Here is a 24,581-nt window from a genome sequence, read left to right as displayed (position 1 = left end):
CCCCACCGCCCACGATGCGCGCTTGAGGTTGAAAGCGACGGGCTGTATGTCTGGGCCAACAATTCGCAACTTGCGGTGAGACGCCTTTATGCCCGTCGAAAAGTCGGAGCTCAGTCGGTTTGAGCTTGGAAAATACTATACCACCAGCTTATTCCTGAAAGGGCTGATCGGCGCAATGCGTCTGCTGCCCTACGAACGGCGCATCGCAACGATGGGGGCGCTAGCGCGCGGTGTGACCCCCCTGATCGGCTTCACCAACCGGGTGCGACGGAACCTGAAACTCACCTGCCCCGACCTGCCCGAGGCCGAGGTCAAACGCATCTGCCGCGATGTTCCCGACAATGCCGGGCGCGCGATCATGGAGCATTTCTCGCCCGAGGATTTCACCAAGCGCCAAAGCACCGCCAAAGTGTCCGGTCCGGGGGTTCAGGCTTTTGACGCCGCCGTCGCCGAAGGCCGCCCGATCATGATGATCACAGCCCATTTCGGCCATTATTTGGCGGCCCGCGTCGCCTTGCAGGCCCGCACCGGTAAACCGATCGGCTGCCTCTACCGCCGGATGGCCAACCCCTATTTCAACGATGCCTATGTTGAAGCGTTCTACAAAACCGGCGCACCCATGTTCGAGCAAGGCCGCCGCGGCATGGTCGAGATGGTCCGGTCGCTGAAGAAAGCAGGTATCATCGCCATCGTCTCGGATCTGCATGCGCAGGGCGGTGAAGAGTTGATGTTCTTTGGCAAGCCCGCGGTCACATCCGTTCTGAATGCCGAATTAGCAATCAAATACAACGCCGTACTGATCCCATGCTATGCGGTGCGACAACCCAATGGTGTCGATTTCGAGATCGTCCTGCACGACCCGGTTCCGCACACCGATGCGAAGACGATGACCCAGTTCACCAATGACGATCTTGAGAAGATGGTGCGCCAGCATATGGGCCAGTGGTTCTGGATTCACCGCCGCTGGAAAAGCTGGAACGGCCTGGGCGTGCACCCCAAGGACATGCCCTGATCACTTGACCCGCGCGGCTGCCACAATCGGCCCGTGCCCGACCCGCTGCACCAGAACAACCGCAGGCAGGTCCGAGGCCAGCGTGGCCGAGAACTGTTGCGTGGAAACCCCATCCCATCGCCCGGCCACCTGCCAGCTTTCGACGACATTGGCATAGTCCAACTCGTGCCCCGCCAACTCACCCCGGCGGATCGAGGCATGGCGCATTGGGGTGTACTGCACGACGCGGACATCAAAGCTCTCGCCTTCGGGCAATTCGGCAGGCGTCACCTCCACCGTCACATCGTTGCCGGACCGCACAGCGGTTACGTAGGCTTCCGCAGCGGCTGTGAGATGGGAGTCAATCAGGCGGTTCAACTCACCGGCCTTTGCCCCGACAACATCCTGCTGGCCGTTTACGACCATCTGCGGCGTATAGATCATCGACCGCCCGCCCTGCCGCGCATAAGCGCGCTGACGCTTCGCATGATCGGGATCGGCAAATTCATCCTTCCAGCCGATGTAGTCCCAGTAATCCACATGTAGAGCCAGACCGATCACGTCATCCCGCTGGGCCAGATCATGCATGATCTTGTCCGCAGGCGGACAGGACGAACATCCTTGCGACGTAAACAACTCGATCACGACGGGATCCTCTCCGGCTGTGACCGGAACAGTGAATGAAAGGGATGCGGTTGCCGCTACGGCAAAGGCTTTTAGCATGATGGGTCTCGGGCTAGGTTCGGTGCATCAAGGTTTACTGGCTCTGCCGATCAATCGCCAATCAACGTTTCTTGAGACACATCCGCCCGGCCGAAATATCTCTGTGCACAATGGCATACATTTTTCTGGCCGTGGGCTCCTCTGAAACCTTGAACAGGGCAGAAACGTGATACAGATAACGTGCAGCGAATCCCGCGTTCCAAGTCATTTGAGAGGGAGGCCATTAGATGCCAATCAAAGTTGGACACGATACAGCCAGGGCTCGGCGCAGCCTGAACGTGAATGGCAGATTGATTGATTATTATTCCATTCCCGCCGCGCAAGAGGCTGGTCTGGGAGATTTTTCCAAACTTCCCGCCGCTTTGAAAGTCGTGCTGGAAAACATGCTGCGGTTCGAAGACCAAGGGTTCTCGGTCTCGGTCGACGACATCAAAGCCTTCGGCGAATGGGCCGCCAATGGCGGTAAGAACCCACGCGAGATCGCGTACCGCCCTGCCCGGGTGCTGATGCAGGACTTCACTGGCGTTCCAGCGGTCGTTGACCTTGCCGCGATGCGCGACGGGATCAAGGGACTGGGCGGCGACGCGCAGAAGATCAACCCGCTGAACCCGGTCGATCTGGTCATCGACCACTCGGTCATGATCGACGAGTTCGGCAACCCGCGCGCGTTCCAGATGAACGTGGACCGCGAATATGAGCGCAACATGGAGCGCTATCAGTTCCTGAAATGGGGCCAGAACGCCTTCAACAACTTCCGCGTTGTGCCCCCGGGCACCGGCATTTGCCATCAGGTGAACCTGGAATATCTGGCCCAGACGGTATGGACCGATACCGATCAGGCTGGCAATGAGGTCGCCTATCCCGATACGCTGGTTGGCACCGACAGCCACACCACCATGGTCAACGGCATGGCCGTTCTGGGCTGGGGTGTAGGCGGCATTGAGGCCGAGGCCGCGATGCTGGGCCAGCCAATCTCAATGCTGATCCCCGAGGTTGTGGGCTTTGAACTGACCGGTTCCATGGTCGAAGGCACCACGGGTACGGACCTTGTTCTGAAAGTGGTCGAGATGCTGCGCGAAAAGGGCGTGGTAGGTAAATTCGTTGAATTCTACGGCGAGGGTCTGGATCGTCTGCCGCTGGCCGACCGCGCAACCATCGCCAACATGGCGCCGGAATATGGTGCGACCTGTGGGTTCTTTCCCATCGACGGGGAAACCTTGCGCTACATGCGCAACACCGGCCGCGACGAAGATCGGATTGCGCTGGTCGAGGCCTATGCCAAGGAAAACGGCTTCTGGCGCGGCGCGGACTATGCGCCGGTTTACACCGACACGCTGAGCCTCGACATGGGCACCATCGTTCCGGCGATCTCGGGCCCGAAACGCCCGCAGGACTATGTCGCCCTGACCGATGCCAAAGCCGCCTTCACCAAAGAGATGGCCGAGACGTTCAAGCGCCCCATGGGCAAGGAAGTCGCCGTCAAAGGCGAGGATTACACCATGGAATCGGGCAAGGTCGTGATCGCCTCGATCACCTCCTGCACCAACACCTCGAATCCCTATGTGATGATCGGTGCCGGTCTGGTTGCGCGCAAAGCGGCTGCTTTGGGGCTGGATCGCAAGCCTTGGGTTAAAACCTCGCTGGCACCGGGCTCGCAGGTCGTGTCGGCTTATCTTGAGGCTGCGGGCTTGCAGGATGATCTGGACAAGATCGGCTTTAACCTTGTGGGCTATGGCTGCACCACCTGTATCGGCAACTCGGGCCCGATTCAGGCCGAAATTTCTGATGCCATCGCCGAGGGCGATCTGGTCGCCACCTCGGTTCTGTCGGGCAACCGGAACTTCGAGGGCCGGATTTCCCCGGATGTGCGCGCCAACTATCTGGCCTCACCGCCGCTGGTTGTGGTTTACGCGCTGGCCGGTACGCTGGACATTGACCTGACCTTGGAACCCATCGGTCAGGACAAGGACGGCAAAGATGTCTACATGAAAGACATCTGGCCGACCCAGAGCGAGATTGCCGAACTGGTCGAGGCGACCGTGACCCGCGAGGCGTTCCAGACCAAATATGCGGACGTCTTCAAGGGTGACGAGAAATGGCAAGGCGTCGATGTTCCGCAACAGGAAACCTATGACTGGCCGCCGACCTCAACCTATATCCAGAACCCGCCCTATTTTCAGGGCATGGGGGCCGAGCCGGGGACGATCTCGAATATCGACGGGGCCAAGGTTCTGTTGATCCTGGGCGATATGATCACCACCGACCATATCTCGCCCGCCGGGTCGTTTGCCACGACGACTCCCGCTGGAAAGTATCTAACCGCCCGTCAGGTTCAGCCGCGCGAGTTCAACTCTTACGGTTCACGTCGCGGCAACCACGAGGTCATGATGCGTGGCACTTTCGCCAATATCCGCGTCAAGAACGAGATGCTGGATGGCGTAGAAGGCGGATATACTTTGGGTCCGGACGGCCAGCAGACCTCGGTCTATGAGGCGTCGATGGCGCATCAGGCCAATGGCACTCCGCTGGTGGTGTTCGGCGGCGAGCAGTATGGCGCGGGGTCCTCGCGCGACTGGGCGGCCAAGGGTACCGCGCTGTTGGGGGTCAAGGCGGTGATCGCCGAGAGCTTTGAGCGTATCCACCGCTCGAACCTCGTTGGTATGGGCGTGATCCCGTTCGAATTCACCGGCGGCGATACCCGCAAGACGCTGGGTCTGAAGGGGGATGAAACCGTCTCGATCCACGGGCTGGACGCGGTTGAACCGCTGCAGGAGGTTCCCTGCACCATCGTTTACGGCGACGGGACCGAGAAGACCATAACCCTGAAATGCCGGATCGATACCGCACCCGAGATCGAATACATCGAAAACGGTGGTGTGTTGCAGTATGTGCTGAGGAATCTGGCGAAAGCGGGCTGAGGTTTCGCCGGTTCGGATGTTGAAAAGGACGCCTGCGGGCGTCCTTTCTTTATGCGAGGCTCTGCCTCGCGCTCCGAGGTACTTTTGAACAGAAGAAGTCGTTGCCGCGCCGCTTTCTGGTGCTGGTGAGCGTGGACAAGGTGGCGTTGGTAACGGGCGTCTATCGGTTATGAGCCGCCAGCCGCCTTTTCCAGCGCGGGACGAAGCGTGCTTTCGATAACGCGCTGGGTAATCGGGCCTGCGAAGCGCAGAATGACCGTGCCTTCGCCGTCAATCACGTAGGTTTCGGGCACGCCGTACAGGCCCCAATCGAGCGCCATGCGCCCTTGCTCGTCCCGACCGATGGCTTCATAGGGGTCGCCCAGTTCGGTCAGGAACCCTTCGGCGTTGTCCAACTGGTCTTTGTAGTTGATGCCGAGGACGGGAATACCCTCTTGGGCCAGCGCTTCGAGGTTGGGGTGCTCGGCGCGGCAGGGGGCGCACCAGCTGGCCCAGTAGTTGACCAGCTTGACCTCTCCGTCGCGCAGCGTGGCATCATCGAATAATTGCTTGCCGGGGAATTCGGTGAGGACAACGGGCGGCGCAGTCTGGCCTTCACGAGCCGAGGGCAGCGCGTTGGGGTCGTCGCGGAACATTCCGATCCCCGCCAGAACGGCAAAAGCGCCGAAGATTAGCGGCGGCGCGATCATCAGGGGCGAGACTTTAGCCATTGCGCGTCATCCTTTGTTCGACCTTCTCCATCTCGGCGCGGACCTTGCGGCCCCGCATGATGCTGAACACAACCAAGGCCACCAGCAAGAGGATGGACGCCGCATAAGAGGACAAGACAGCGTCCGCATATTTTCCAAGATCGGGGATCATCCGCCCACCCTTTCCCGTGCCAGCAACGCCTTGATCCGGCGTGCGCGAATTTCAGTACCGGTGCGATAGAGCACCAGCGCAACGAACAGCAGCACAAAGCCGATGATGCAGATCAGCAGCGGGTAGAAGAAGATGTTGCTGACCTTTTCTTCGGTATCGGTGCCAGTAACCGCTCCGGCCCGCATGACCGATGCGCCCTGATGAAGACCCTGATTCCAGAAGTTCACCGCGTAGCGGCTGAGGATCGCAAAGACCGAGCCCACCAGACAAAGGACCGCCGTCAGGTCGGCTGCGGTATCGGGGTTCTCGATCGCTTCCCACAAGGCGACATAGCCCAGGTAGAACAGGAAAAGGATCAGGAACGAGGTCAGGCGCGGGTCCCAGGCCCACCAGGTGCCCCACATCGGCTGGCCCCAGATCGCGCCCGTGGCCAGTGCGATCAGGGTCATGACGATGCCGATGGGCGCGGCAGCGCGGGCGGCCAGCGCGCTGACATGGTGGCGCCGCACCAACCAGACCAGCGAGGTTGCCAGCATCATCAGCCAGCAATTGATGGCCATCAGCGCCGCCGGAACGTGCAGGTAGATGATCTTGACCGTCGAGCCCTGCTTGTAATCATCCGGCGTGAAGAAGAAACCCCAGACCAGACCGACCACGATACAGGTCGCCGAGGCGATCCAGAAGAACGGCAGAACGCGTTCGCTGGTCGCGAGGAACTTTCGCGGGTTGGCATATTCCCAGAGGGCGTTGGCTTTGGCTGCGATAGACATGGGCCTTATCTAGTCCGACTCGGGTGTTTTCTCAATTGACCTCGGTCAATCTTGTGGCGCTTCACCGCAGATTGATCCGCAACACTGCGGAGCTTGCAAAAGGCAACAGCGCAATTGTGGCCGCCGTGATCCCGGCCAGCATCAGCAGCGGTGTCTGAACCTCCATCCCGATGGCACCGCGGCGGGCGACCTCGGCCCCGAAGATCAGGGTTGGGACGTAAAGCGGCAGCACCAGCAGCGACAGCAGCAGGCCGCCGCGTTTCAGGCCCACGGTCAGGGCCGCGCCGAAGGTGCCGATCACGCTCATGGCGGGGGTGCCGATCAGCAGCGAGATCACCAGCCAGGCGAAACCGGGCACCGGCAAGTTCAGCAGCACGCCCAGAAACGGGGCTGCCAGCACCAGCGGCAGACCAGTTGTCAGCCAATGGGCCAGCGCTTTGATCGAGACCACGGCTTCGAGCGGCAGCGGGGCCGTAGCCAGAAGATCGAGCGAGCCGTCTTCCCAATCCAGCGCCAGAAGGCGGTCCAGCGACAACAGGCAGGCCAGCAGCGCACCCAGCCACAGAACGCCGGGAGCGATGGTCGAAAGCAGGGACGATTGCGGGCCGACGGCGAAGGGCACCAGGACCGTGACGATCAGGAAAAAGGCCAGCCCCAGCCCAAAGCCTCCGCCCGCGCGGAAGGCCAGTTTCAGGTCGCGCAGCAGAAGGGCGATCACAGGAAACCTCCGTCGAAGTCGTCGATGGGTTTGGGTTTGGCCTTGTTGGGGCCGACATCCAGAACCTCTCCGTCAAGGCCAAGGTCGATATGGGTGGCGATCAGGGCCGAGCCGCCCTGCCCCAGATGCGCGCGCACCGCATCGGCGAACATCTGCACCGCGTTTTTGTCCAGAGACACTGTGGGTTCATCCAGCATCCAGATCGGACGGCCCGTGACCAGCATTCGCGCCAGCCCGAGGCGGCGTTTTTGTCCTGCCGACAGGTTGCCTGCATGACGGTCTGCCAGATCGTTCAGGGCAAAGGCGTCAAGAGCGGGTTGGATCGTTGTGGTACCGAAGACCGAGGCCCAGAAGCTGAGGTTCTCTGTCACCGACAAGGTGGGTTTCAGCCCGTCGGAATGCGACGCATAGGCGATCTGATCCTCTGCCCCTTCGATGTGCCCTTCCAGGGGCGGTTGCAACCCGGTCAGCGTGCGCAGCAGGGTCGTTTTGCCGATCCCGTTCGGCCCGCGCAGGATCAGCGCCTTGCCGGAGTGGAGCGTGAAGCTTAGCCCTTCGAGCACGGGAACGCCGCCACGGGTGATGGTCAGATCGGTCACAATCAGTGTCATGTGGCCCGCTTAGCGGATTGTGTGGGCGGACAAAAGGACGGAATTGCCGCAGAGTGGTGAGGGTTGGGCTTGTTTGGTCGGGGCGGAGCGAGGGGCCAGCCCCGCCGCCATTGGCGCTCGAACCAATGGCGCACCAATGGTGGCTCCCCGGAATATTTTTGGACAGATGAAGATTGGATCCCTCAGACGGGGATCAGGGCGAGGGCAACCCGGCGGCCTTCGGAGAGCAGCACGTTGTAGGTGCGGCAGGCGGCGGGTGAGTTCATGATTTCGACGCCGATGCCTGCGTTTTCGATCTGGGTGCGCAGCTCGGGCGGGATGTGGCTCAGGTCTTTGCCGGTGCCGATGAACAAGACGTCGATGTGATCTGCTAAGTTCATCAGGGGCGTTTGGTCGTCATAGCCGCCCCACCCTGTTGTTCCGGTGGGTCCGGTCAGAACCGAGCCCTCGTGTACCTGTCCGCCGATGCGGAAGAAGCCGGGACCGTAGCCGTCGATCGGGACTGCGTTGGTGTATTTAATCTCGTTCAGGCGCATGCAGCGGTTCTAGCCCCAAAGCGGCAGGCCCGACAAGGCCGCCAGTGCGATGGCCAGATAGGCGGCTGCTCGGTAGAGCCTTTCTCGCTCGGGGCGGAACATCCATCCGCCCAGCCAGTTGCCCACGAGATTCGGGATTGCCAGAGCAAGCCCCAGCGCGGCGGCGACCCATGTCACCCGCCCGATTCCGGTCAGGTAACCGAGAAGGAGGAAGTCGAACGCAAACAGAAACAGCAGGATCGTGGCGCGGATCACTTGCACCGGCAGCGGGCGGGACATGTAGAACAGGATTACTGCAGGCCCCGGCAGACCGGCGACTCCACCCAGAAAGCCCGCAGCCGCGCCGATGCCAGAGACCATCGCGCGGCTGACTTGGCCGTTATACCGGAGCCCCAATATCAGAACCGCGAGCATGAAGAGCGCGAGCAGGCTGACCGCATACCGAAACGCCTCGGGGTCGACCTGCGTCAGCACCCATAGGCCTACAGGTAATACCACAGCGCATCCGCCGACCAGTCGGGTTAGGTCGCCCTTGTCGACCTCGGCCCAGGCGCGGCGCAGGTTGGGCAGCGGGCCGAAGATATCCATGATGGTCAGGCCGATCAGCGCGCCGAACGGGCCGAGATGTGGGGTTGCGATTGGAAGGAAAATCAGCGCGGTACCGAAGCCGGAAAACCCGCGCACGACGCCGCCCAGAAAGGCTGCAAAAAAGAGGATGGCCAGCCCTTCGAGGGGCTGGCCGAAGAACTCAGGCATCCACGTTGGCAAACTGGTTACCCGCCGTGTTCGACGGTTTGGACCAGTCGCGTTTGACCCCCAGCCACAGCAGGATGGTCGAGGCCACGAAGACCGAGGAATAAGTCCCCACGATCACACCCCAGATCATCGCGAAGACGAACCCCCGGATCACGTCGCCGCCCAGAACATAGAGCGAAATCAGCGCCAGCAGGGTCGTGACCGACGTCATGACCGTCCGGCTTAGCGTTTCGTTGATCGAGATGTTCAGGACCTCTTTCAGGTCCTTCTTCTTGTACTTCCGCAGGTTCTCGCGCACGCGGTCAAAGACAACCACGGTGTCGTTCAGCGAGTAGCCCACGATGGTCAGCAGCGCCGCGATGATCGCCAGATCGAAGCGGATCTGCAGTTCCGAGAAGATGCCGATGGTCAGAATCACGTCATGCACAAGTGCTGCCACCGCCCCCAGCGCAAACTGCCACTCAAAACGCAGCCAGATGTAGACAAGGACTGCTCCGATGGCCAAGGCCACCGCGATGACGGCGGTCTGGATCAACTCACCCGAGACTTTGGGGCCCACGGATTCGACCGACACGAACTCGATGTCCGGCGCAGCGACTTTCAACGCCTCTTCGACAGCCGTCACGGTGGCGGCCGAAACCGCCTCGGCATCGTCCTGCGCCTGAATACGGATCATTGCGACGTTTTGATCCGGTCCGAACGTCGGGTCGAAGATTTGGGTGATCGTAATATCGCCCAGTTCCAGCGGCGAGATGGCATCGCGATAGGCACCGACATCGATTTCCTGCGCGCTTTGGGTGCGGATCGTGGTGCCGCCCCGGAAGTCGATGCCAAAGTTCAGGCCTTGCAGCAGGAACGACCCGAAGGCCAGAACCATCAGCAGGCCCGAGATGCCCAGCCAGACCTTCCAACGGCTAAAGAAATCGAACGAGGTGTTTTGCGGTACGAGTTTCAGTCTCATGTCAAACCTCGATCATTTTCGGACGGCGGCGTTCGAACCACATCACGATCATCAGGCGCGTCACAAAGATCGCCGTGAAGACCGAGGTCAGAATGCCCAGCCCCAAGGTGATGGCGAAGCCGCGAACCGGGCCGCTGCCCATGGCGAACAGGATCGTTGCAGTGATGAAGGTGGTGACGTTGGCGTCCAGAATGGCCGACAGCGCCTTTTCATAGCCCAGTTCGATGGCGCGCGCCGGGCCTTTGGCGGATTTCAGTTCCTCGCGGATACGTTCGAAAATCAGCACGTTGGCGTCCACCGCCATACCGACCGTCAGGACGATCCCGGCAATACCCGGCAGGGTCAACGTGGCCCCGATCAGCGAGAGCAACCCGAACAGCAGGCCGACGTTGATGATCAGCGCGACATTGGCGAAGAGGCCGAAAAGACCATAGCTGAGCGCCATGAAGGCCAGCACTGCGATGAAGGCCACGGTGGTCGCCACTTTACCCGCGTCGATACTGTCCTGCCCCAATTCGGGGCCGATGGTGCGTTCTTCCAGGAAATCCAGCCCCGCAGGCAGCGCACCGGCGCGTAGCAGGACGGCCAGATTGGTGCTTTCCTCGACGGTGAAGTTGCCGGTGATGATGCCCGAACCGCCCGGAATGTGGCTTTGGATCACGGGGGCCGAGATCACTTCGTCATCCAGAACGATGGCGAAGGGCGCGCCAATATTTTCCAGCGTGTAATCGCCGAATTTGCGCGCGCCGGAGGTGTTGAAGCGGAAGTTGACTGCAGGGCGTCCGTTCTGGTCGAAGGATGGTTGTGCATCGACCAGTTCTTCGCCGGTTACTACGGGTGCGGAGTCCAGCGTGTAGTACACCCCCTGCTCGTCAATAGAAGGCACAACCTTTTCACCCGGACGAGCTATGGCATCCGGGTCGGTGCCGCGACCGGCAACCGGGTTGAAGGTCAACTGCGCGGTCGTGCCGATGATATCCTTCAACTCACCTGCGCTGCCGATGCCCGGCACCTGGATCAGAATCCGGTCAGCGCCCTGCCGCTGGATCGTCGGCTCGCGGGTCCCGACCTCATCAATCCGGCGGCGGATGATTTCGAGCGCCTGACGCACCGTCCGATCATCCGAAGCCAGTTTCTCGGCATCCGTCAGTTGCACGACAATCGTGTCTTCGCCCTCGGCGCGGGCCTCGATATCGGTTGCGCCAACCCCGGTCAGGGTCTGAATCTGACGGGCCAGTCCGCGCACAACCTCCAGCGCACGGGGTAACCCCTCGGGCTGGCTGATGCGGACGCGAATCTCATCCGGGGCCGAGTCCTGTTTGCGGATCGTGCCCACAACCGCGCGCTCGTCCCGCAGGGCATCGCGGATTTCGGGCCACATCGCCTCCATCCGGGATTCGTACACATCGCCGACCTGCACTTCGGCCAGCAGATGCGCGCCGCCCCTCAGATCGAGGCCCAAATTGACCAGAGACGACGGCAGCCAGTTCGGCCACTGCCCGGCTTCGGCCTGCATCTCGGCCGTATCGATCCCCAGCTCTATCGCGGCTTTCGCATCATTGGATTGCTCGACGCGTGTGTAAAACGCATTCGGCAGGGCCAGAAGCAGGCCGGTCACACAGACCAGCCAGATCAGAACCCGCTTCCAGGTATCAATTTGCAGCATTACCCTGCCTTTTGAATAGGTTGTAGGGCGAAGTTACTTCGCAGGCTCGGTCTTGTTCAGAACCTGAGCGATGGTCGATTTGACCACGCGCACCTTCACACCATCGGCGATCTCGACCTCGATCTCGTTTTCGCCTTCCTTGACCTTGGACACCTTGCCGATCATCCCGCCCTGGGTGACGACCTGATCGCCCCGGCGCACGGCCTCGACCATGGCCTGATGTTCCTTCATCTTCTTCTGCTGTGGGCGGATCAGCAGGAAATACATGATCGCGAAGATCAGGATCAGCGGGAGAAACTGGGCGATTGCGCCACCTTCCATGGGATATTCCTTTTGTTTTGGATTGCGGCACCGTTCCGCAAATTTGGCCGGAACCTATGCGTAGACATGCGCGTTTGCAAGCGAAGGCGGCGCAGTGTCTCACCTAGGAGCTATCCGTTCGGTCAAAGATGGGCCGGACCGTTGCAGATATGCCCTAGGCGCGCGATGCAACAGGGGTATTGCGGCGCGATTGGCAGGTAAAACGCCCTTCGGCACAATTTGCGCAACCGGTGCTACACCCCGCCTGTCAGATAGTGCATAAGCGGCAACAGTGATTCACGCATTAAGGACTTGGACTATGCACGACATCCGCGCTATTCGCGAAAATCCTGCCGCATTCGACGCCGCTCTTGCGCGCCGCGGGGACGCGCCGGTGTCGTCAGACCTGCTGCGGCTGGACGAAAGCCGCCGGGCCAAGATTCTGGCGGCTGAGACCGCGCAGGCCGAGCAGAACAAGGCCAGCAAGGAAGTCGGTGCTGCCAAAGGGCGCGGGGATGAGGCTGAATTCGAACGCCTGCGCGCGCTGGTGGCCGATAAAAAGGCCGAAGTGGCCCGCATGCAGACCGAGGCCAAGGACCTCGACGCGTTGCTGACCGATCAACTGGCCCGCATCGCAAACCTGCCTGCCGACGACGTGCCGCAGGGCGCGGATGAGAACGACAACGTCGAGGTCAACCGCTGGGGCACCCCGCGCGAGTTCGCTTTCGCTCCGAAAGAGCACTACGACATTCCCGCCGTTGCGGCCGCGATGGACTTTGAGACCGCCGCCAAATCCAGCGGTAGCCGGTTCGTGAACCTGACCAAAGGCGTCGCCCGCATTCACCGTGCGCTGGCGCAATTCATGCTGGACACGCATATCGAAAAGAACGGCCTGACCGAGACCCAAACTCCGGTACTGGTCCGGGATGAAGCGATGTACGGCACCGACAAGCTGCCGAAATTCGGCGAGGACAGCTATCAGACCACCAATGGCTGGTGGCTGATCCCGACCTCCGAGGTCACGCTGACCTATTCGGTGGCGGGCGATATTCTGGACGAATCCGCCCTGCCCATCCGCATGACCGCCCACACCGTCTGTTTCCGGTCCGAGGCAGGCAGCGCCGGCAAGGATACTGCCGGTATGCTGCGCCAGCACCAGTTCGAAAAGGTCGAGATGGTGTCGGTCACACACCCCGACACCTCGGACGAGGAACAAAAACGCATGCTGCGCTGCGCCGAGGATCTGCTGGAGCAGTTGGGCATCCCCTATCGCACCGTGGTTCTGTGCACCGGCGACATGGGCTTTGGCGCGCGCCGGACCTTTGACATCGAGGCGTGGTTGCCCGGTCAGGACACCTATCGCGAGATCAGCTCGGTCTCGACTACCGGGGCTTTCCAGGCCCGCCGGATGAACGCGCGCTTCCGTCCCGAGGGCGGCGGCAAACCGGAATATGTGCATACCCTGAACGGTTCCGGCCTAGCGGTCGGGCGCTGCTTGATTGCGGTTCTGGAAAATGGCCAGAACGAGGATGGCACCGTGTCCCTGCCCGCTGTTCTGTCCCCCTATCTGGGCGGCAAGCTGACCCTGCAGACCGACGGCACGTTGGCCTAAAAGAAACCGGCGCGCGTCTGTCGCGGCGCCGGTTCAGAAATCGGAAAGGCGAGGAGGTTACTTCTTCGCCTTTTTACCCTTCTTGCCATCCTTCTTCGCGTCTTTCTTTTTCCCGTCTTTCTTCTTGTCGCCTTTTTTCTTTTCGTCCTTTTTGGACTTTTTGCCCTTCTTCGACTTTTCCTTGACCTTGTCCTTGGCCTTCGAGAACGCAGCCTCCATCTCTTTCCGCTTCTTCGCGGCTTTTTCAGCCTTGGCCTTGGCTTTTGCCTTTTTCTTTTCCTTCGCCGCGGCCAGTTCAGCGGCGGCTTTTTCTTCGGCGGCTTTGCGCGCGGCCTCTTCCGCCCGCTTCTCGGCAGCGGCGGCGGCTACGGTCTTTCGCGCGGCAGGTTTTCGGACCGCCGGTTTTCGTGCCGCTGGCTTACGCGTGGACGGTTTGCGGGCGGGCGTCCGGCGTGAGGCCGGTTTTGCGGCGGCTGGTTTGGCTGTAACCGCCTCTTTCGCGGCGGCAATCAGCGAAGCTGCGCGCGCTTCACCCACGCGGGGGACCTTGACCAGAGCGGCGGGGGTCGCCTTGGCCAGGGCTTCGGCGGTTTTGAACCCGTTCGCGGCAAGCGCCTGCGCCAGCGTTGCTCCTACACCTTTAACATCGGTCACTGCGGTCATTATCGGTCCTCTCTCTGTCTCTCATCATCTTCGTACATGCGCAGGGAAACACCCCTGCAAACCAACTTTCGCGCTGCATCAGCCTACAGCCTTAGCTGCTATGAGCAAGATCGGCTGTGCGTTCCTTTTTCGGGAAGGGCACAAGGCGCTTTGCGTCCTCGTCCCAAAGCTTTAGCCTCAGCGCTGCCAACGCCTCGGGGAATTTGATGCGGCGGGGGGTGTATTCCGGTGGCAGGTTATAGTGGCAGGCACGCAACCGATAGGACGGGATTCGCGCATTGAAGTGGTGGATGTCGTGCAACGTGATGCAGGCCACCGCCGTGTCGAACCACCAGCCGAAATCCAGCGCCGACGAACCGTGCAGCGCCGCCAGTTGCGGGTCCAGATCGGGGCGGCGGTCCCAGTAGGTGTCCTCGAAATTATGTTGCAGATACACGAGGAACACGCCCAGCATGCCACCCAGAATCGAAAACACCAGCCAGACCAGCATGCCGGTGGAGCCTGCGGTCAGGTACAACAGGCCCAGAAACACAACAATCGAAAGGTTGTGCAGCAAGACCCCCCGGACCCCGAAACGGACGGTGTTCTTGGGCCAGCGGTAGCGGATGAAATAAGTAAACAGCGCCCCGACCGGAACCAGGATGAACGGATTGCGGTAAAGTCTGTAATACAGGCGCTTTTTCCAGTCCGCATCATTCCATTCCCGCAGGGTCATGGTGTGAATCTCACCGGTTTCGCGATGTTCCAGATTGCCGATGCCCGCGTGATGCAGGTTGTGGTTCTGCTTCATCACCTCGAACGGCGCGAAGGTAAAAGGCGACAGGCCATGCCCGGCCCATTCGTTCTGCTGGCGGGTTTCGAACAGCGAATGATGCCCGCAATCATGCTGCAGCACGTATAGACGCACGGCAGAAAAGGCGAAGACGACCCCGGCGGGGACCATGACGTACCAGCGATCGACAAAGACAATCGCCAACGCCAGCGATGCGAAATACACCGCAAATGTTCCGAAGTAGCTCAGCGCGGCCAGTCGGTTGTCTTGTACCGCGTATTGCCTTGTATACTCTCTTAAATCCATCCAGCCCGCTCCCCACGATGGCCCGATTTCCCTTATCTCAAAACTAGGCGCGGTCGATCCGCAAACAAGCAGCGCGCGCGAAAACAAATGCACGCAACTGAATGCTAGCGCGGGGAAAAGGGGCTGTCACGCCCCCACAGCAAAAACGCTGAAAATTGGCGCAGTTACGCGCGGCCCTTGAGATGTTTGGCCAACGCACCGGCGTTTTTCTTGCGCCGGCCCTTATAGGGATTCTTGTCGCCCTGCCCGCGCAATGTCAGGCGGATCGGGGTGCCAGGCATGTCGAAATCCTCGCGCAGGCCGTTCACCAGATAGCGCGAATAGCTGTCGGGCATCTTGTCGGGGTGCGAGCACATGACCACAAACCCCGGCGGGCGGGTCTTGGCCTGAGTCATATAGCGCAGCTTGATCCGTCGGCCTTGCGGGGCTGGTGGCGGGTGCTGCTGCAACATCGCGGTCAGCCAGCGGTTCAGCGCGGCGGTTGGCACACGGCGGTTCCACACGTCATGGGCGCGTAGAATGGCAGCGCGCAGGCGTTCCAGCCCCCGGCCTGTTTTTGCCGAGACCGTGATCAGTGGCGCACCGCGCAGTTGCGGTAGCAGGCGGTCAAAGGACTCTTTCAGTTCGCGCAGCTTTTCCTGCTTGTTGTCCTCAATGTCCCATTTGTTCACGGCGACAACCACCGCGCGGCCCTCGCGTTCCGCCAGATCGGCGATGCGCAGGTCCTGCTGTTCGAACGGGATAGCGGCGTCAAGCAGGACGACGACAACCTCGGCAAATTTCACCGCACGCAGACCATCCGAAACCGAGAGCTTTTCCAGTTTCTCCTGCACCTTGGCCTTTTTGCGCATCCCAGCGGTATCAAAGATACGCATCGGGGTGCTACCGCCCTCGGGGTCAGCCCAGTCGATACGCAGGCTGATCGCATCGCGGGTGATCCCGGCCTCGGGCCCGGTCAACAGGCGATCTTCGCCCATGATCTTGTTGATCAGGGTTGATTTCCCGGCATTCGGACGGCCCACAACCGCCACTTGCAGTGGCTTGGAGGCGGTGATCAGCGGGGCCTCGCCCTCGCCATCCTCATCCAGTTCAATATCGGTTTCGGGCGGGTCGTCAGCGGCTTGTTCCTCAGCTGCATCCGCCAGAGGCATCAGTTGAGTATATAGGTCCGTCATCCCCTCGCCATGCTCACCGGACAGGCGGACAGGTTCGCCGAGGCCCAAATTATAGGCCTCTAACACACCGGCATCCGCCGCGGAACCTTCGGCCTTGTTGGCGGCAAGGATCACGTGTTTGGACCGCTTGCGCAGGATTTCTGCGAACATCTCATCGGTCGGGGTCAGGCCAACCCGCGCGTCGATCATGAACAGGCAGACATCGGCCATGTCCACCGCACGCTCGGTCAGGCGGCGCATCCGGCCCTGCAGGCTGTCATCGGTGGCATCCTCAAGACCCGCCGTGTCGATTACCGTAAAGCGCAGATCGCCTAGCCGCCCTTCGCCTTCGCGCAGATCACGCGTCACGCCGGGCTGGTCGTCGACCAGGGCCAGACGTTTGCCCACAAGGCGGTTGAACAGGGTGGATTTGCCCACATTCGGGCGGCCCACGATGGCGAGGGTCAGCGACATGTTCTCAACTTTCAAGACTCAAGAAGCGCCCTTTAGCGCATCTTGCCGTCAACGGAAAGCGTGTAGATCGCCCTTGGTCGAGACAACATACAAGGTTTGCCCAGCCACGACCGGCGCGGTGGTTGCACCGCCCGGTACCTCAACCTGATGCAACAGCGCCCCATCAACCGGGTTGAAGAAGCGCAGATACCCATCGTTCGAGGCGACAACGATCCGCCCGCCCGCAAGGATCGGGCCATAGTGGGCAAAGATCGGGCCTCGGCGACCGCGCTTGTCTTTGACAAAACCCGGCAGGTCCTGCGCCCAGATGATCGACCCATCGGCGGCGTTCAGACGCACCAACTGGCTGCGGTCGCTAATCAGGAAGATGCTGTTGCCCGCAGGCCAGACCGTATCAACGGCCCCCTCATCCGCCGTCCAGCGACGCTCACCCGAGCCCGAGTCGAAGGCCACCGTGCGGCCCGAGTGGTTGCCGATGTAGATCGTATCGCCAGCCACCATCGGCCCGCCGGTGACGTCCACGATCTGCGCCGCTGCACGGCCCCGGCGGCCACCGGCGACTGACGCGTTCCAGCGGCGGATACCACCCCGGCGGAACGTCGCGGCGATGTCGCCCGAGCCAAAGGCAAACACGGCCAGATCCGATGCAATCACCGGCGCAGGCGCGCCCAGAACGTTGCCCACGCTTGGAGTGCCGTCGATTTGCCAGGCGATGCGACCGTCTTTGGTATCAACCGTCCAGCCGGTTTCATCGCCGGCCACCAGATACAGCAGCCCGTCATTGACCAACGGCGCACCGCTGCCGGTTGCGTTCAGGCGTTTCTGCCAGCGGATCGCCCCGGTTTTGCCGTCCAGCGCGGTCAGCCGCCCGAACCCGGACGAGACATAGAGCACGCCGTTGGCGAAGGCCAAACCTCCGCCCGTGGCATCCGAATCGCCATCCTGCGAGGGGATCAGGTTCGTGTCCCAGACCACCTGCCCCTGCGGCGACACCGCAGATACGGTAGCTCCGGCATCCAGCGTATAGATCAGCCCGCCTGCCACGACCGGCTCGGCCGTGATGCGTTGTTTGCGCGAGTCGCCGTCGCCAATCGAAGCGGACCAAATACGTTGCGGCGTCGCCCTGAGCGCGGCGTTAGACGTCCGGTAGGCGGGCGTTCCCGGGCTTTGCGACCAGCTTGAATTTGCGGACTGTCCCGGCAGGCTGATCGGTTGCGAGCCCTGTCTTTCGACTGTTTCCAGGTCCGAGGCCGGACGGATATCTTCACGGGCACCGGGCAGGATCGCCTCGGGCTCTTCACAGGCGGCCAGCGCGGTCAATGCGAGTGCCGCAATCGGCAAACCCATGCGGGAAAATACTCTTGTCACCATGATAATCCGAACTCGCCTGTCATTTCGTCTTGCCCCGCCAGATCAGCCCTGCTGCGCCACAAGCGGTTCAGGTTCACCACCCAGCGCAACGATCAGCTGAGCCGCACGTTGCTGCAGATCGACGCCGACCTCGGCATCCTGACGCAGCGCTTGAAGCCGGTCCAGCGCGGCGTCGATATTGCCCTCGGACACGTCGATCAGGGCAAGCTGTTCCTCGGCCAGCAGGCGCAGTGGTGCCCCGGGTGTGGCCAGAGCTTCGAACTGCAGCCTGCGATCTGCGGCGGGGAGTGTTTCACTTTGCAGCAGCAGCGCCTTGAAGCTGGCCACGGCACGGTAAATCTCGGGGATGTCACCCTGCGTGGCTACCGCGTTCAGGCTTGCGACCGCATCCTGCTCGGACCCTGCCTCGACTTGCGAGGCGGAAAGCAGCATGTTCAGCACGGCGTCACCGCCCGGCGACTGCGCCTGAACCGCCTGCAAGCCGGATGCACGTGCGGCGGACTCATTCTGGGCCAGCGCGGCCAGAATCTCATCGCCCAGGTTCTGCGCCTGTGAGGTGTCCCGCGCCTTGCGGTATTCGTTAAACGCAGCCCCGCCCACGATCAGGACCACGACCAGAACGCCAACCCAGCCCCAGCGCCGCAAAAGCAGGTACATCCGGTCGCGGCGCACCTCTTCCGTGACTTCATCAATGAAACTGTCGACGTTGCTCATCCGTGTCCCCAGGCTGTGTACTGCGCGTTCGTGCGCCATGTCATACCCCGCCGCCAAAGCCAAGCCAAGGGTCCGATTTTGCCCATTTTCACCGTCATGCCGCGCCCTTGCGCAAAAAAACATATTGAACTATTCAGTTCAGCGTGGAAAAGCCCTGTGACGTGCCCCATTTTTATACCAGTACTTAGCGGTCAAAGTGGCTAATAATTCCAAGAGAGGTCCTTTATGCGTTTGATTTCATTCATCAATGCCGCCTTGGTGATTGCTGCGCTATATCTGCTGGTTTTTGAACGCGACGCGTTGTTTGCCTTTGCCGGGCGCGAAGAAGCCCCGACCGAGGACCTATCTGACGCAACGTCACCTGAACAGGCGGCTACGGACCAAGACGCGGTTGGCGTAGTCGCGCTCCGCTCGGTTGCGCGTGAAATCGACAGCGCAGTGCTGCTGCGGGGCGAGACGCAGGCGAACCGACAGGTCGAAGTTCTGGCCGAAACCACCTCGACCGTGACGTCCGAACCCAAGCGCCGGGGTGCGTTTGTCGAAGCGGGTGATTTGCTCTGCGAACTGGACCCCGGATCACGCCCCGCCGCGCTGGCTGAAGCCAAGGCCGCCAAGCTGGAAGCCGAAAGCCGCATCCCAGAAGCCGAAGCGCGCTTGGTCGAAGCCCACGCGCTGGTCGCCGAGGCCGATATCAACCTGAAAGCCGCTCGCAAGCTGTCGGAAACCGGGTTCGGCTCGGAAACCCGCCGTATCTCCAGCGAAGCCGCCATGAGCTCGGCGAAGGCTGGCATCAAATCCGCCGAAGCCGGGCTTGAAGCCACACGCGCTGGCATCGAAGCCGCCGCTGCCGAGGTCGAAGCCGCCGAGCGCGAGATGGACCGCCTGACAATCGAAGCCCCCTTTCGGGGCCTGCTGGAAAGCGACACTGCCGAACTGGGCAGCCTGATGCAACCCGGCGCGCTCTGCGCGACCGTTATTCAACTGGACCCGATCAAGCTGGTCGGTTTTGTGCCCGAGACCGAGGTGAACCGGATCACCGTTGGATCAAAGGCCTCTGCCCGGCTGGTGACGGGGCAGCAAGTCGAGGGGCTTGTGACCTTCCTCAGCCGCTCGGCGGACGAGACCACACGCACCTTCGAAGTTGAGATCAGCGTTCCGAACCCCGACCTGACCATCCGCGACGGCCAAACCGCAGAAATCCGCATCGCGGCCGAGGGCGCGAAGGCGCATTTGCTGCCGCAATCCGCGCTGACGCTGAACAACGACGGGCAATTGGGTGTGCGCATTGTCGGCGATGGCGACGTGGTTGATTTCGTCCCGGTCCGCCTGCTGCGCGATACCGCTGATGGCGTCTGGCTGGGCGGCCTGCCCGAAAGCGCCGAGGTCATCGTTGTCGGACAGGAATTCGTCACACGCGGCGTCGCCGTCGCGCCGACATATCAGGACGTCTCGCAATGACGGGTGTTGTCAGTTGGGCCGCTGGCCGGGCCCGAATGGTTCTGGCCTTTATCGCGATCTCGCTGATCGTCGGCGGGTTCGCCTATGTCGGTCTGCCGAAAGAGGGTGAACCGGATATCGAAATCCCCGCCCTGTTCGTGTCGGTGCAATTCCCCGGCATCTCCGCCGAGGATTCGGAAAACCTGCTGATCAAGCCGATGGAGACCGAGCTTGCGGATCTCGACGGCCTGAAAGAGATGACCGCGACCGCTGCCGAAGGTTATGCGGGGATCGCGTTGGAGTTCGATTTCGGTTGGGATAAAACCGCGATCACCGCCGATGTGCGTGACGCGATGAACAGTGCGCAGGCCGATTTCCCGGAAGGGGCCGAGCAATACACGCTGACGGAAATCAACCTGTCCGAATTCCCCATCGTCATCGTCAACCTGACGGGTGCCGTCCCCGAACGCACAATGGCCCGTGTGGCCAAAGACCTGCAGGACGATCTTGAGGCGCTGGATTCCGTCCTTGAGGCCGGGATCGCGGGCAACCGGGACGAGTTGCTTGAGGTAATCATCGACCCGCTGCGGCTTGAGGCCTACAACGTCACAGCCGACGAACTGATCACCGTCGTTCAGAACAACAACCAACTGATCGCTGCGGGCGAGGTCGAGACGGCGCAGGGCAGTTTCTCGGTCAAGATTCCGTCCTCGTTCAAGACCGCCGAAGACATCTATAGCCTGCCCGTCAAGGTCAACGGCGACCGCGTGGTGACGCTGGGCGAACTGGCCGAGATCAACTACACATTCGAAGACCGCGAAGGCACCGCCCGGTTCGACACCGAACCGACCGTGGCCCTGCAGGTGGTCAAGCGTAAAGGCTTCAACCTGATCGACACCGTGGCGCAGGTCAAAGAGACCCTCGCCGCCGCGCAGGAAAAATGGCCCGCCGAACTGCGGGCAGCGGTCGATGTCGGCACCTCGAACGACCAAAGCCGCATTGTGGATTCCATGGTGCGCCAGCTTGAAGGCTCGGTTCTGACCGCCATCGCGCTGGTGATGATCGTGGTTCTGGCCTCGCTGGGTACACGCGCGGCGCTTCTGGTGGGTTTTGCGATCCCGACCTCATTCTTGCTGAGTTTCGCCTTCCTCGCGGTGATGGGCGTCAGCATCTCGAACATGGTGATGTTCGGGCTGATTCTGGCCGTGGGGATGCTGGTCGACGGAGCCATTGTCGTCGTGGAATACGCCGACAAGCGCATCAAGGAAGGCATCGGCCCGATGCACGCCTATGTCGAGGCGGCGCAGCGGATGTTCTGGCCCATCGTGTCGTCCACCGCAACGACGCTCTGCGCCTTCCTGCCGATGCTGTTCTGGCCCGGCGTTCCGGGTGAGTTCATGAAGATGCTGCCGATCACACTGATCTTCGTGCTGTCCTCCTCGCTGATCGTCGCGCTGATCTACCTGCCGGTGGTGGGTGGCGTCTCGGGCCGCCTCAGCCGCGTCTTTGACCATGCCGCACACTGGCTGCGGGGGGCCGCGCCGTGGTGGCTGCGCGCGATTCTGGTGCCGCCGTCGCTTTACATGATCTTCCTCGGCGCGATGCAGATGCTGAACCCGGCCTATCTGATGCCCGAAGGCAGCGCAGGCGGGGTGATCTTTGGCGCTCTGCTTCTGGTCGCTGGCGGGTTTGCTGGCTCCGTCACCCTTAGCGCGGCCAAGATCGAACGCAGTCGGGAAGAGCGTGTTCATACCGCCAAAGAACACACGCCCTTCGGGTACGTCGTCAAGTTTCTGGTCGGTAACCCGATCATGCCCATTGTTTCGATTGTTGTCGTCGCTTTCTGCGTCATGACCGTTATGACCTATTTCGGAGCCAACAACCGGGGCGTGGAATTCTTCGTCGAAACCGAACCGGAACAGGCCACGGCCTTTGTCCGCGCACGGGGCAACCTGTCGCTTGAGGAAAAGGACGAGATGGTGCTAGCCGCCGAAGAGGTGATCGGCGCGCATCCGGCTGTGACCAACGTGTTTGCCTTTGCGGGCGAAGGCGGCCTGACCCAGAACGACGGCGGCGCATCCTCGCCCGCCGACACGGTCGGGCGTGTCCAGTTCGAGATCATCCCGTGGGAAGACCGCCCCAACATCACCGAAACCGTTGCGGGCGGGTTGTTCGAGCGCAGCATCATCTCGCCCGAGTTTGACGGCGACTATGTTCTGGACGAATTGAATGCCGAACTGGCCAAACTTCCCGGCATCATCGTTGAAATCACCCCGCTGGAACAGGGCCCTGCCTCGGCCAAACCCGTGCATCTGCGCATCAAGGGGGATGGCTGGGAAGACCTGACCGCCGCCGCTCTCTCTGCGCGCGCGGTCTTTGATGAAACGCCCGGCCTGATAAAGATTGAGGATACGATGCCACTGCCCGGCATCGACTGGCAGATCGACGTGGATGTCGCGCAGGCCGGTCGGTTCGGCGCGGATGTGGCCACGGTTGGCGCGATGGTGCAACTGGTCACGCGCGGCATTCTGCTCGGCGAAATGCGCCCCGACAACACGGATGAAGAGGTCGAAATCCGCGTCCGCCTGCCGGAAGAAGACCGCGTGCTGTCCACACTGGACTCGCTCAAGGTGCGCACACCGGACGGCCTTGTGCCACTGTCGAACTTTATCACCCGCAAGCCGGTTGCGAAACTGGCCGAGATCAACCGGATTGATCAGGAGCGGTATTACGACGTCAAAGCCGATGTAGAACCCGGCCTGTCCAAGGTGATTGTCGACGGACCGGAAGGTGCTGAACAACGGCTGGCCGTTGTTCGCGAAGTGGCCGAGGGGGCCGAACCCAAAGGCACGGTGATCGCCAGTCCCGATGGCACCCGGTTCGAGCTTCTGCAACTGACAGGCGCCGAAACAACGGACAGCCTGCGCGCCGCCATCGACAGCGGAGACGCGCGCTTTGCCCTGATCAACCCCAACGAACGGATCGCCGTTCTGACCGAGTGGCTGGACACAGACCCCTTCTCGAAAGCGATAAGCTGGGAATGGACCGGTGATCAGGAGGATCAGGAGGAATCCGGTGCCTTCCTGATGAACGCCTTCGCCGGTGCTCTGGGGCTGATGTTCGTGATCCTGCTGGCCCAGTTCAACTCGTTCTACAACTCGCTTCTGGTGTTGCTGGCGGTGGTTCTGTCCACCACCGGGGTTTTGATCGGGATGCTTGTGATGCAACAACCCTTCTCGATCATCATGACCGGCACGGGCATCGTGGCGCTGGCGGGAATCGTGGTGAACAACAACATTGTTCTGATCGATACTTATCAGGAATACAGCCGCTATATGCCCCGGATCGACGCCATCGTTCGCACGGCCGAGGCGCGTATCCGCCCGGTTCTGCTGACCACCCTGACGACAATGGCGGGCCTGACCCCGATGATGTTCGGCCTGTCGCTGGACTTCATCAACGGCGGCTATTCCATCGACAGCCCGACCGCGCTGTGGTGGAAGCAACTGGCGACCGCCGTGGTGTTCGGGTTGGGCATTGCCACGGTTCTGACGCTGATCGTGACGCCTTCCTTCCTGGCGTTGCGGGTCTGGGTGACGACCTATGCGATATGGCTGGGCAAGGTTCTGGCAAGGGTCACTGCGGGCCGGTCCAGCAAGATCGCGCAGGATATGGCCATCGGGCGCACCGCGCGCGACATGCAATCGACCGAGATTGTCTGGAGCGATACCCCCGCCCAGTCACCGGATGAAAATCCAATGGGCGATCATCCCCCCGGCCCGCCGCTGAAAGCGGCTGAATAGAGCAAATGGCGAGCCGCAGGGCTCGTCATTTTCCTTTGGACTACGAAAAGCTAGGACTGCAATCTGGTCCAGGTCTGATGGGCACAGATATGGTGCTCACACCCTTTGACCTTAAGCTGGTCGCCCTGCAGGGTCATCTGCGGCACCGCATCGACGTCAATCAGCGGCACCCAGAACTCACCGCCGCCGTATTTGCCGCCGCCTTCGCCCGCCACATCCCAGAACAGCTTTTTGCCGATATTCGGCGTCTGCACTTCCTTGCCGCTACTGTCATAGGCCGAGAGAATCTTGCCGCAAAACTTGTCCCCGCAAGCGGTGATCTGGATGTGAGAGGTCAGGTTCTTGCGATCCGGCTCGGTCTTCCAGACGCCCACGATCGGGTCCGCCCACGCCGCAACCGGTATCAGGGCGACAAGTGTCGAGATCAGGACTCCAACCGATATATTCCGCATGCCACCACCTCC

Annotated in this window: 22 protein-coding genes; 5 read left to right on the top strand and 17 right to left on the bottom strand. The window is 61.4% G+C overall.

Translation table 11 applies throughout. From position 1 onward, the window contains the following. Positions 1-88: 88 nt before the first annotated feature. The gene (locus tag ACR0NJ_RS00960; protein WP_480815263.1) at positions 89-1,012 is read left to right on the top strand and encodes a lysophospholipid acyltransferase family protein; all 924 of its coding nucleotides are present in this window, start codon (positions 89-91) and stop codon (positions 1,010-1,012) included. Here the strand turns inward: ACR0NJ_RS00960 and ACR0NJ_RS00955 are convergent, their stop codons facing one another. Beyond that, positions 1,013-1,714: a DUF1223 domain-containing protein gene (locus ACR0NJ_RS00955; protein ID WP_480815262.1), complete on the bottom strand. Its 702-nt coding sequence runs from the start codon at positions 1,712-1,714 to the stop codon at positions 1,013-1,015. It abuts the gene before it with no gap. A 227-nt stretch (positions 1,715-1,941) separates the two neighbouring features. Here ACR0NJ_RS00955 and acnA point away from each other — a divergent pair, with 227 nt between their 5' ends. Further along, positions 1,942-4,632: an aconitate hydratase AcnA gene (acnA, locus tag ACR0NJ_RS00950; RefSeq protein WP_480815261.1), complete on the top strand. Its 2,691-nt coding sequence runs from the start codon at positions 1,942-1,944 to the stop codon at positions 4,630-4,632. Positions 4,633-4,799: 167 nt separating this feature from the next. On the opposite strand, the gene ACR0NJ_RS00945 is transcribed toward acnA, so the two are convergent. The 10 genes from ACR0NJ_RS00945 to yajC all read right to left on the bottom strand — a co-directional run bounded on the left by ACR0NJ_RS00945 (position 4,800) and on the right by yajC (position 11,832). Next, positions 4,800-5,342 (bottom strand): DsbE family thiol:disulfide interchange protein, encoded by a 543-nt coding sequence (locus tag ACR0NJ_RS00945; protein WP_480815260.1) that lies wholly within the window; start codon positions 5,340-5,342, stop codon positions 4,800-4,802. Further along, positions 5,335-5,493 carry a heme exporter protein CcmD gene (gene ccmD / locus ACR0NJ_RS00940; protein ID WP_480815259.1) on the bottom strand — a complete coding sequence of 53 codons (159 nt, stop codon included), beginning with the start codon at positions 5,491-5,493 and terminating at the stop codon, positions 5,335-5,337. The genes ACR0NJ_RS00945 and ccmD overlap by 8 nt, the downstream gene beginning before the upstream one ends. Continuing rightward, complete coding sequence (locus tag ACR0NJ_RS00935) at positions 5,490-6,263, bottom strand: heme ABC transporter permease (RefSeq protein WP_480815258.1); 774 nt, start codon at positions 6,261-6,263, stop codon at positions 5,490-5,492. The genes ccmD and ACR0NJ_RS00935 overlap by 4 nt, the downstream gene beginning before the upstream one ends. A 61-nt stretch (positions 6,264-6,324) precedes the next feature. Beyond that, on the bottom strand, positions 6,325-6,981 hold the full coding sequence (gene ccmB, locus ACR0NJ_RS00930; RefSeq protein ID WP_480815257.1) for a heme exporter protein CcmB: 657 nt from the start codon (positions 6,979-6,981) through the stop codon (positions 6,325-6,327). Further along, on the bottom strand, positions 6,978-7,592 hold the full coding sequence (ccmA, locus tag ACR0NJ_RS00925) for a heme ABC exporter ATP-binding protein CcmA (protein ID WP_480815256.1): 615 nt from the start codon (positions 7,590-7,592) through the stop codon (positions 6,978-6,980). The genes ccmB and ccmA overlap by 4 nt, the downstream gene beginning before the upstream one ends. A gap of 182 nt (positions 7,593-7,774) precedes the next feature. Beyond that, a complete protein-coding gene (locus ACR0NJ_RS00920; protein WP_480815255.1) occupies positions 7,775-8,128 on the bottom strand; it encodes an Mth938-like domain-containing protein in 354 nt (117 codons plus the stop codon). 9 nt (positions 8,129-8,137) lie between these two features. Further along, positions 8,138-8,884, bottom strand: a complete 747-nt coding sequence (locus tag ACR0NJ_RS00915; protein ID WP_480815254.1) for a TSUP family transporter — start codon at positions 8,882-8,884, stop codon at positions 8,138-8,140. Then, a complete protein-coding gene (gene secF, locus ACR0NJ_RS00910) occupies positions 8,877-9,845 on the bottom strand; it encodes a protein translocase subunit SecF (protein ID WP_480815253.1) in 969 nt (322 codons plus the stop codon). Before secF ends, ACR0NJ_RS00915 begins: the two co-directional genes overlap by 8 nt. Before the next feature lies 1 nt (position 9,846). Next, on the bottom strand, positions 9,847-11,511 hold the full coding sequence (secD, locus tag ACR0NJ_RS00905; RefSeq protein ID WP_480815252.1) for a protein translocase subunit SecD: 1,665 nt from the start codon (positions 11,509-11,511) through the stop codon (positions 9,847-9,849). A 33-nt stretch (positions 11,512-11,544) separates the two neighbouring features. Beyond that, positions 11,545-11,832 (bottom strand): preprotein translocase subunit YajC, encoded by a 288-nt coding sequence (yajC, locus tag ACR0NJ_RS00900; RefSeq protein WP_480613639.1) that lies wholly within the window; start codon positions 11,830-11,832, stop codon positions 11,545-11,547. 298 nt (positions 11,833-12,130) lie between these two features. Between yajC and serS the strand changes: the two genes are divergently transcribed. After that, positions 12,131-13,423: a serine--tRNA ligase gene (gene serS / locus ACR0NJ_RS00895; protein ID WP_480815251.1), complete on the top strand. Its 1,293-nt coding sequence runs from the start codon at positions 12,131-12,133 to the stop codon at positions 13,421-13,423. Positions 13,424-13,480: 57 nt separating this feature from the next. Here serS and ACR0NJ_RS00890 read toward each other — a convergent pair whose 3' ends face one another. The 5 genes from ACR0NJ_RS00890 to ACR0NJ_RS00870 form a co-directional block, all read right to left on the bottom strand. Beyond that, complete coding sequence (locus tag ACR0NJ_RS00890; RefSeq protein ID WP_480815250.1) at positions 13,481-14,086, bottom strand: helix-hairpin-helix domain-containing protein; 606 nt, start codon at positions 14,084-14,086, stop codon at positions 13,481-13,483. Positions 14,087-14,177: 91 nt separating this feature from the next. Continuing rightward, the gene (locus ACR0NJ_RS00885; RefSeq protein WP_480815249.1) at positions 14,178-15,164 is read right to left on the bottom strand and encodes a fatty acid desaturase; all 987 of its coding nucleotides are present in this window, start codon (positions 15,162-15,164) and stop codon (positions 14,178-14,180) included. A gap of 164 nt (positions 15,165-15,328) precedes the next feature. Next, positions 15,329-16,792, bottom strand: a complete 1,464-nt coding sequence (gene der, locus ACR0NJ_RS00880; RefSeq protein ID WP_480815248.1) for a ribosome biogenesis GTPase Der — start codon at positions 16,790-16,792, stop codon at positions 15,329-15,331. 48 nt (positions 16,793-16,840) lie between these two features. After that, on the bottom strand, positions 16,841-18,163 hold the full coding sequence (locus ACR0NJ_RS00875) for a PQQ-like beta-propeller repeat protein (protein ID WP_480815247.1): 1,323 nt from the start codon (positions 18,161-18,163) through the stop codon (positions 16,841-16,843). A 42-nt stretch (positions 18,164-18,205) separates the two neighbouring features. Beyond that, positions 18,206-18,877, bottom strand: a complete 672-nt coding sequence (locus ACR0NJ_RS00870; RefSeq protein WP_480815246.1) for a hypothetical protein — start codon at positions 18,875-18,877, stop codon at positions 18,206-18,208. A gap of 225 nt (positions 18,878-19,102) precedes the next feature. Between ACR0NJ_RS00870 and ACR0NJ_RS00865 the strand changes: the two genes are divergently transcribed. Together ACR0NJ_RS00865 and ACR0NJ_RS00860 are read left to right on the top strand one after the other, a co-directional pair. Next, a complete protein-coding gene (locus tag ACR0NJ_RS00865) occupies positions 19,103-20,335 on the top strand; it encodes an efflux RND transporter periplasmic adaptor subunit (RefSeq protein WP_480815245.1) in 1,233 nt (410 codons plus the stop codon). After that, complete coding sequence (locus ACR0NJ_RS00860) at positions 20,332-24,117, top strand: efflux RND transporter permease subunit (protein WP_480815244.1); 3,786 nt, start codon at positions 20,332-20,334, stop codon at positions 24,115-24,117. The genes ACR0NJ_RS00865 and ACR0NJ_RS00860 overlap by 4 nt, the downstream gene beginning before the upstream one ends. Before the next feature lie 50 nt (positions 24,118-24,167). Here ACR0NJ_RS00860 and ACR0NJ_RS00855 read toward each other — a convergent pair whose 3' ends face one another. After that, entirely contained in the window at positions 24,168-24,569 is a 402-nt protein-coding gene (locus ACR0NJ_RS00855; protein ID WP_480815243.1) for a DUF2147 domain-containing protein, read from the bottom strand. Between the last annotated feature and the right edge of the window lie 12 nt (positions 24,570-24,581).

The sequence above is a fragment of the Ruegeria sp. F11 genome, from assembly GCF_056533855.1.
This window is presented reverse-complemented; position numbering and strand designations above follow the sequence as displayed.

Bases quoted from the DNA above. Each gene is read 5' to 3' on its own strand.
- ACR0NJ_RS00885 (WP_480815249.1), bottom strand. From the start codon at position 15,164: ATGGATTTAAGAGAGTATACAAGGCAATACGCGGTACAAGACAACCGA.
- ACR0NJ_RS00955 (WP_480815262.1), bottom strand. From the start codon at position 1,714: ATGCTAAAAGCCTTTGCCGTAGCGGCAACCGCATCCCTTTCATTCACT.
- ACR0NJ_RS00870 (WP_480815246.1), bottom strand. From the start codon at position 18,877: ATGAGCAACGTCGACAGTTTCATTGATGAAGTCACGGAAGAGGTGCGC.
- ACR0NJ_RS00890 (WP_480815250.1), bottom strand. From the start codon at position 14,086: ATGACCGCAGTGACCGATGTTAAAGGTGTAGGAGCAACGCTGGCGCAG.
- ccmA (WP_480815256.1), bottom strand. From the start codon at position 7,592: ATGACACTGATTGTGACCGATCTGACCATCACCCGTGGCGGCGTTCCC.
- yajC (WP_480613639.1), bottom strand. From the start codon at position 11,832: ATGGAAGGTGGCGCAATCGCCCAGTTTCTCCCGCTGATCCTGATCTTC.
- serS (WP_480815251.1), top strand. From the start codon at position 12,131: ATGCACGACATCCGCGCTATTCGCGAAAATCCTGCCGCATTCGACGCC.
- ACR0NJ_RS00865 (WP_480815245.1), top strand. From the start codon at position 19,103: ATGCGTTTGATTTCATTCATCAATGCCGCCTTGGTGATTGCTGCGCTA.
- ACR0NJ_RS00920 (WP_480815255.1), bottom strand. From the start codon at position 8,128: ATGCGCCTGAACGAGATTAAATACACCAACGCAGTCCCGATCGACGGC.
- ACR0NJ_RS00855 (WP_480815243.1), bottom strand. From the start codon at position 24,569: ATGCGGAATATATCGGTTGGAGTCCTGATCTCGACACTTGTCGCCCTG.
- ACR0NJ_RS00945 (WP_480815260.1), bottom strand. From the start codon at position 5,342: ATGGCTAAAGTCTCGCCCCTGATGATCGCGCCGCCGCTAATCTTCGGC.
- ACR0NJ_RS00915 (WP_480815254.1), bottom strand. From the start codon at position 8,884: ATGCCTGAGTTCTTCGGCCAGCCCCTCGAAGGGCTGGCCATCCTCTTT.
- der (WP_480815248.1), bottom strand. From the start codon at position 16,792: ATGTCGCTGACCCTCGCCATCGTGGGCCGCCCGAATGTGGGCAAATCC.
- secF (WP_480815253.1), bottom strand. From the start codon at position 9,845: ATGAGACTGAAACTCGTACCGCAAAACACCTCGTTCGATTTCTTTAGC.
- secD (WP_480815252.1), bottom strand. From the start codon at position 11,511: ATGCTGCAAATTGATACCTGGAAGCGGGTTCTGATCTGGCTGGTCTGT.
- ACR0NJ_RS00935 (WP_480815258.1), bottom strand. From the start codon at position 6,263: ATGTCTATCGCAGCCAAAGCCAACGCCCTCTGGGAATATGCCAACCCG.
- ACR0NJ_RS00960 (WP_480815263.1), top strand. From the start codon at position 89: ATGCCCGTCGAAAAGTCGGAGCTCAGTCGGTTTGAGCTTGGAAAATAC.
- ccmD (WP_480815259.1), bottom strand. From the start codon at position 5,493: ATGATCCCCGATCTTGGAAAATATGCGGACGCTGTCTTGTCCTCTTAT.
- ACR0NJ_RS00875 (WP_480815247.1), bottom strand. From the start codon at position 18,163: ATGGTGACAAGAGTATTTTCCCGCATGGGTTTGCCGATTGCGGCACTC.
- ACR0NJ_RS00860 (WP_480815244.1), top strand. From the start codon at position 20,332: ATGACGGGTGTTGTCAGTTGGGCCGCTGGCCGGGCCCGAATGGTTCTG.
- acnA (WP_480815261.1), top strand. From the start codon at position 1,942: ATGCCAATCAAAGTTGGACACGATACAGCCAGGGCTCGGCGCAGCCTG.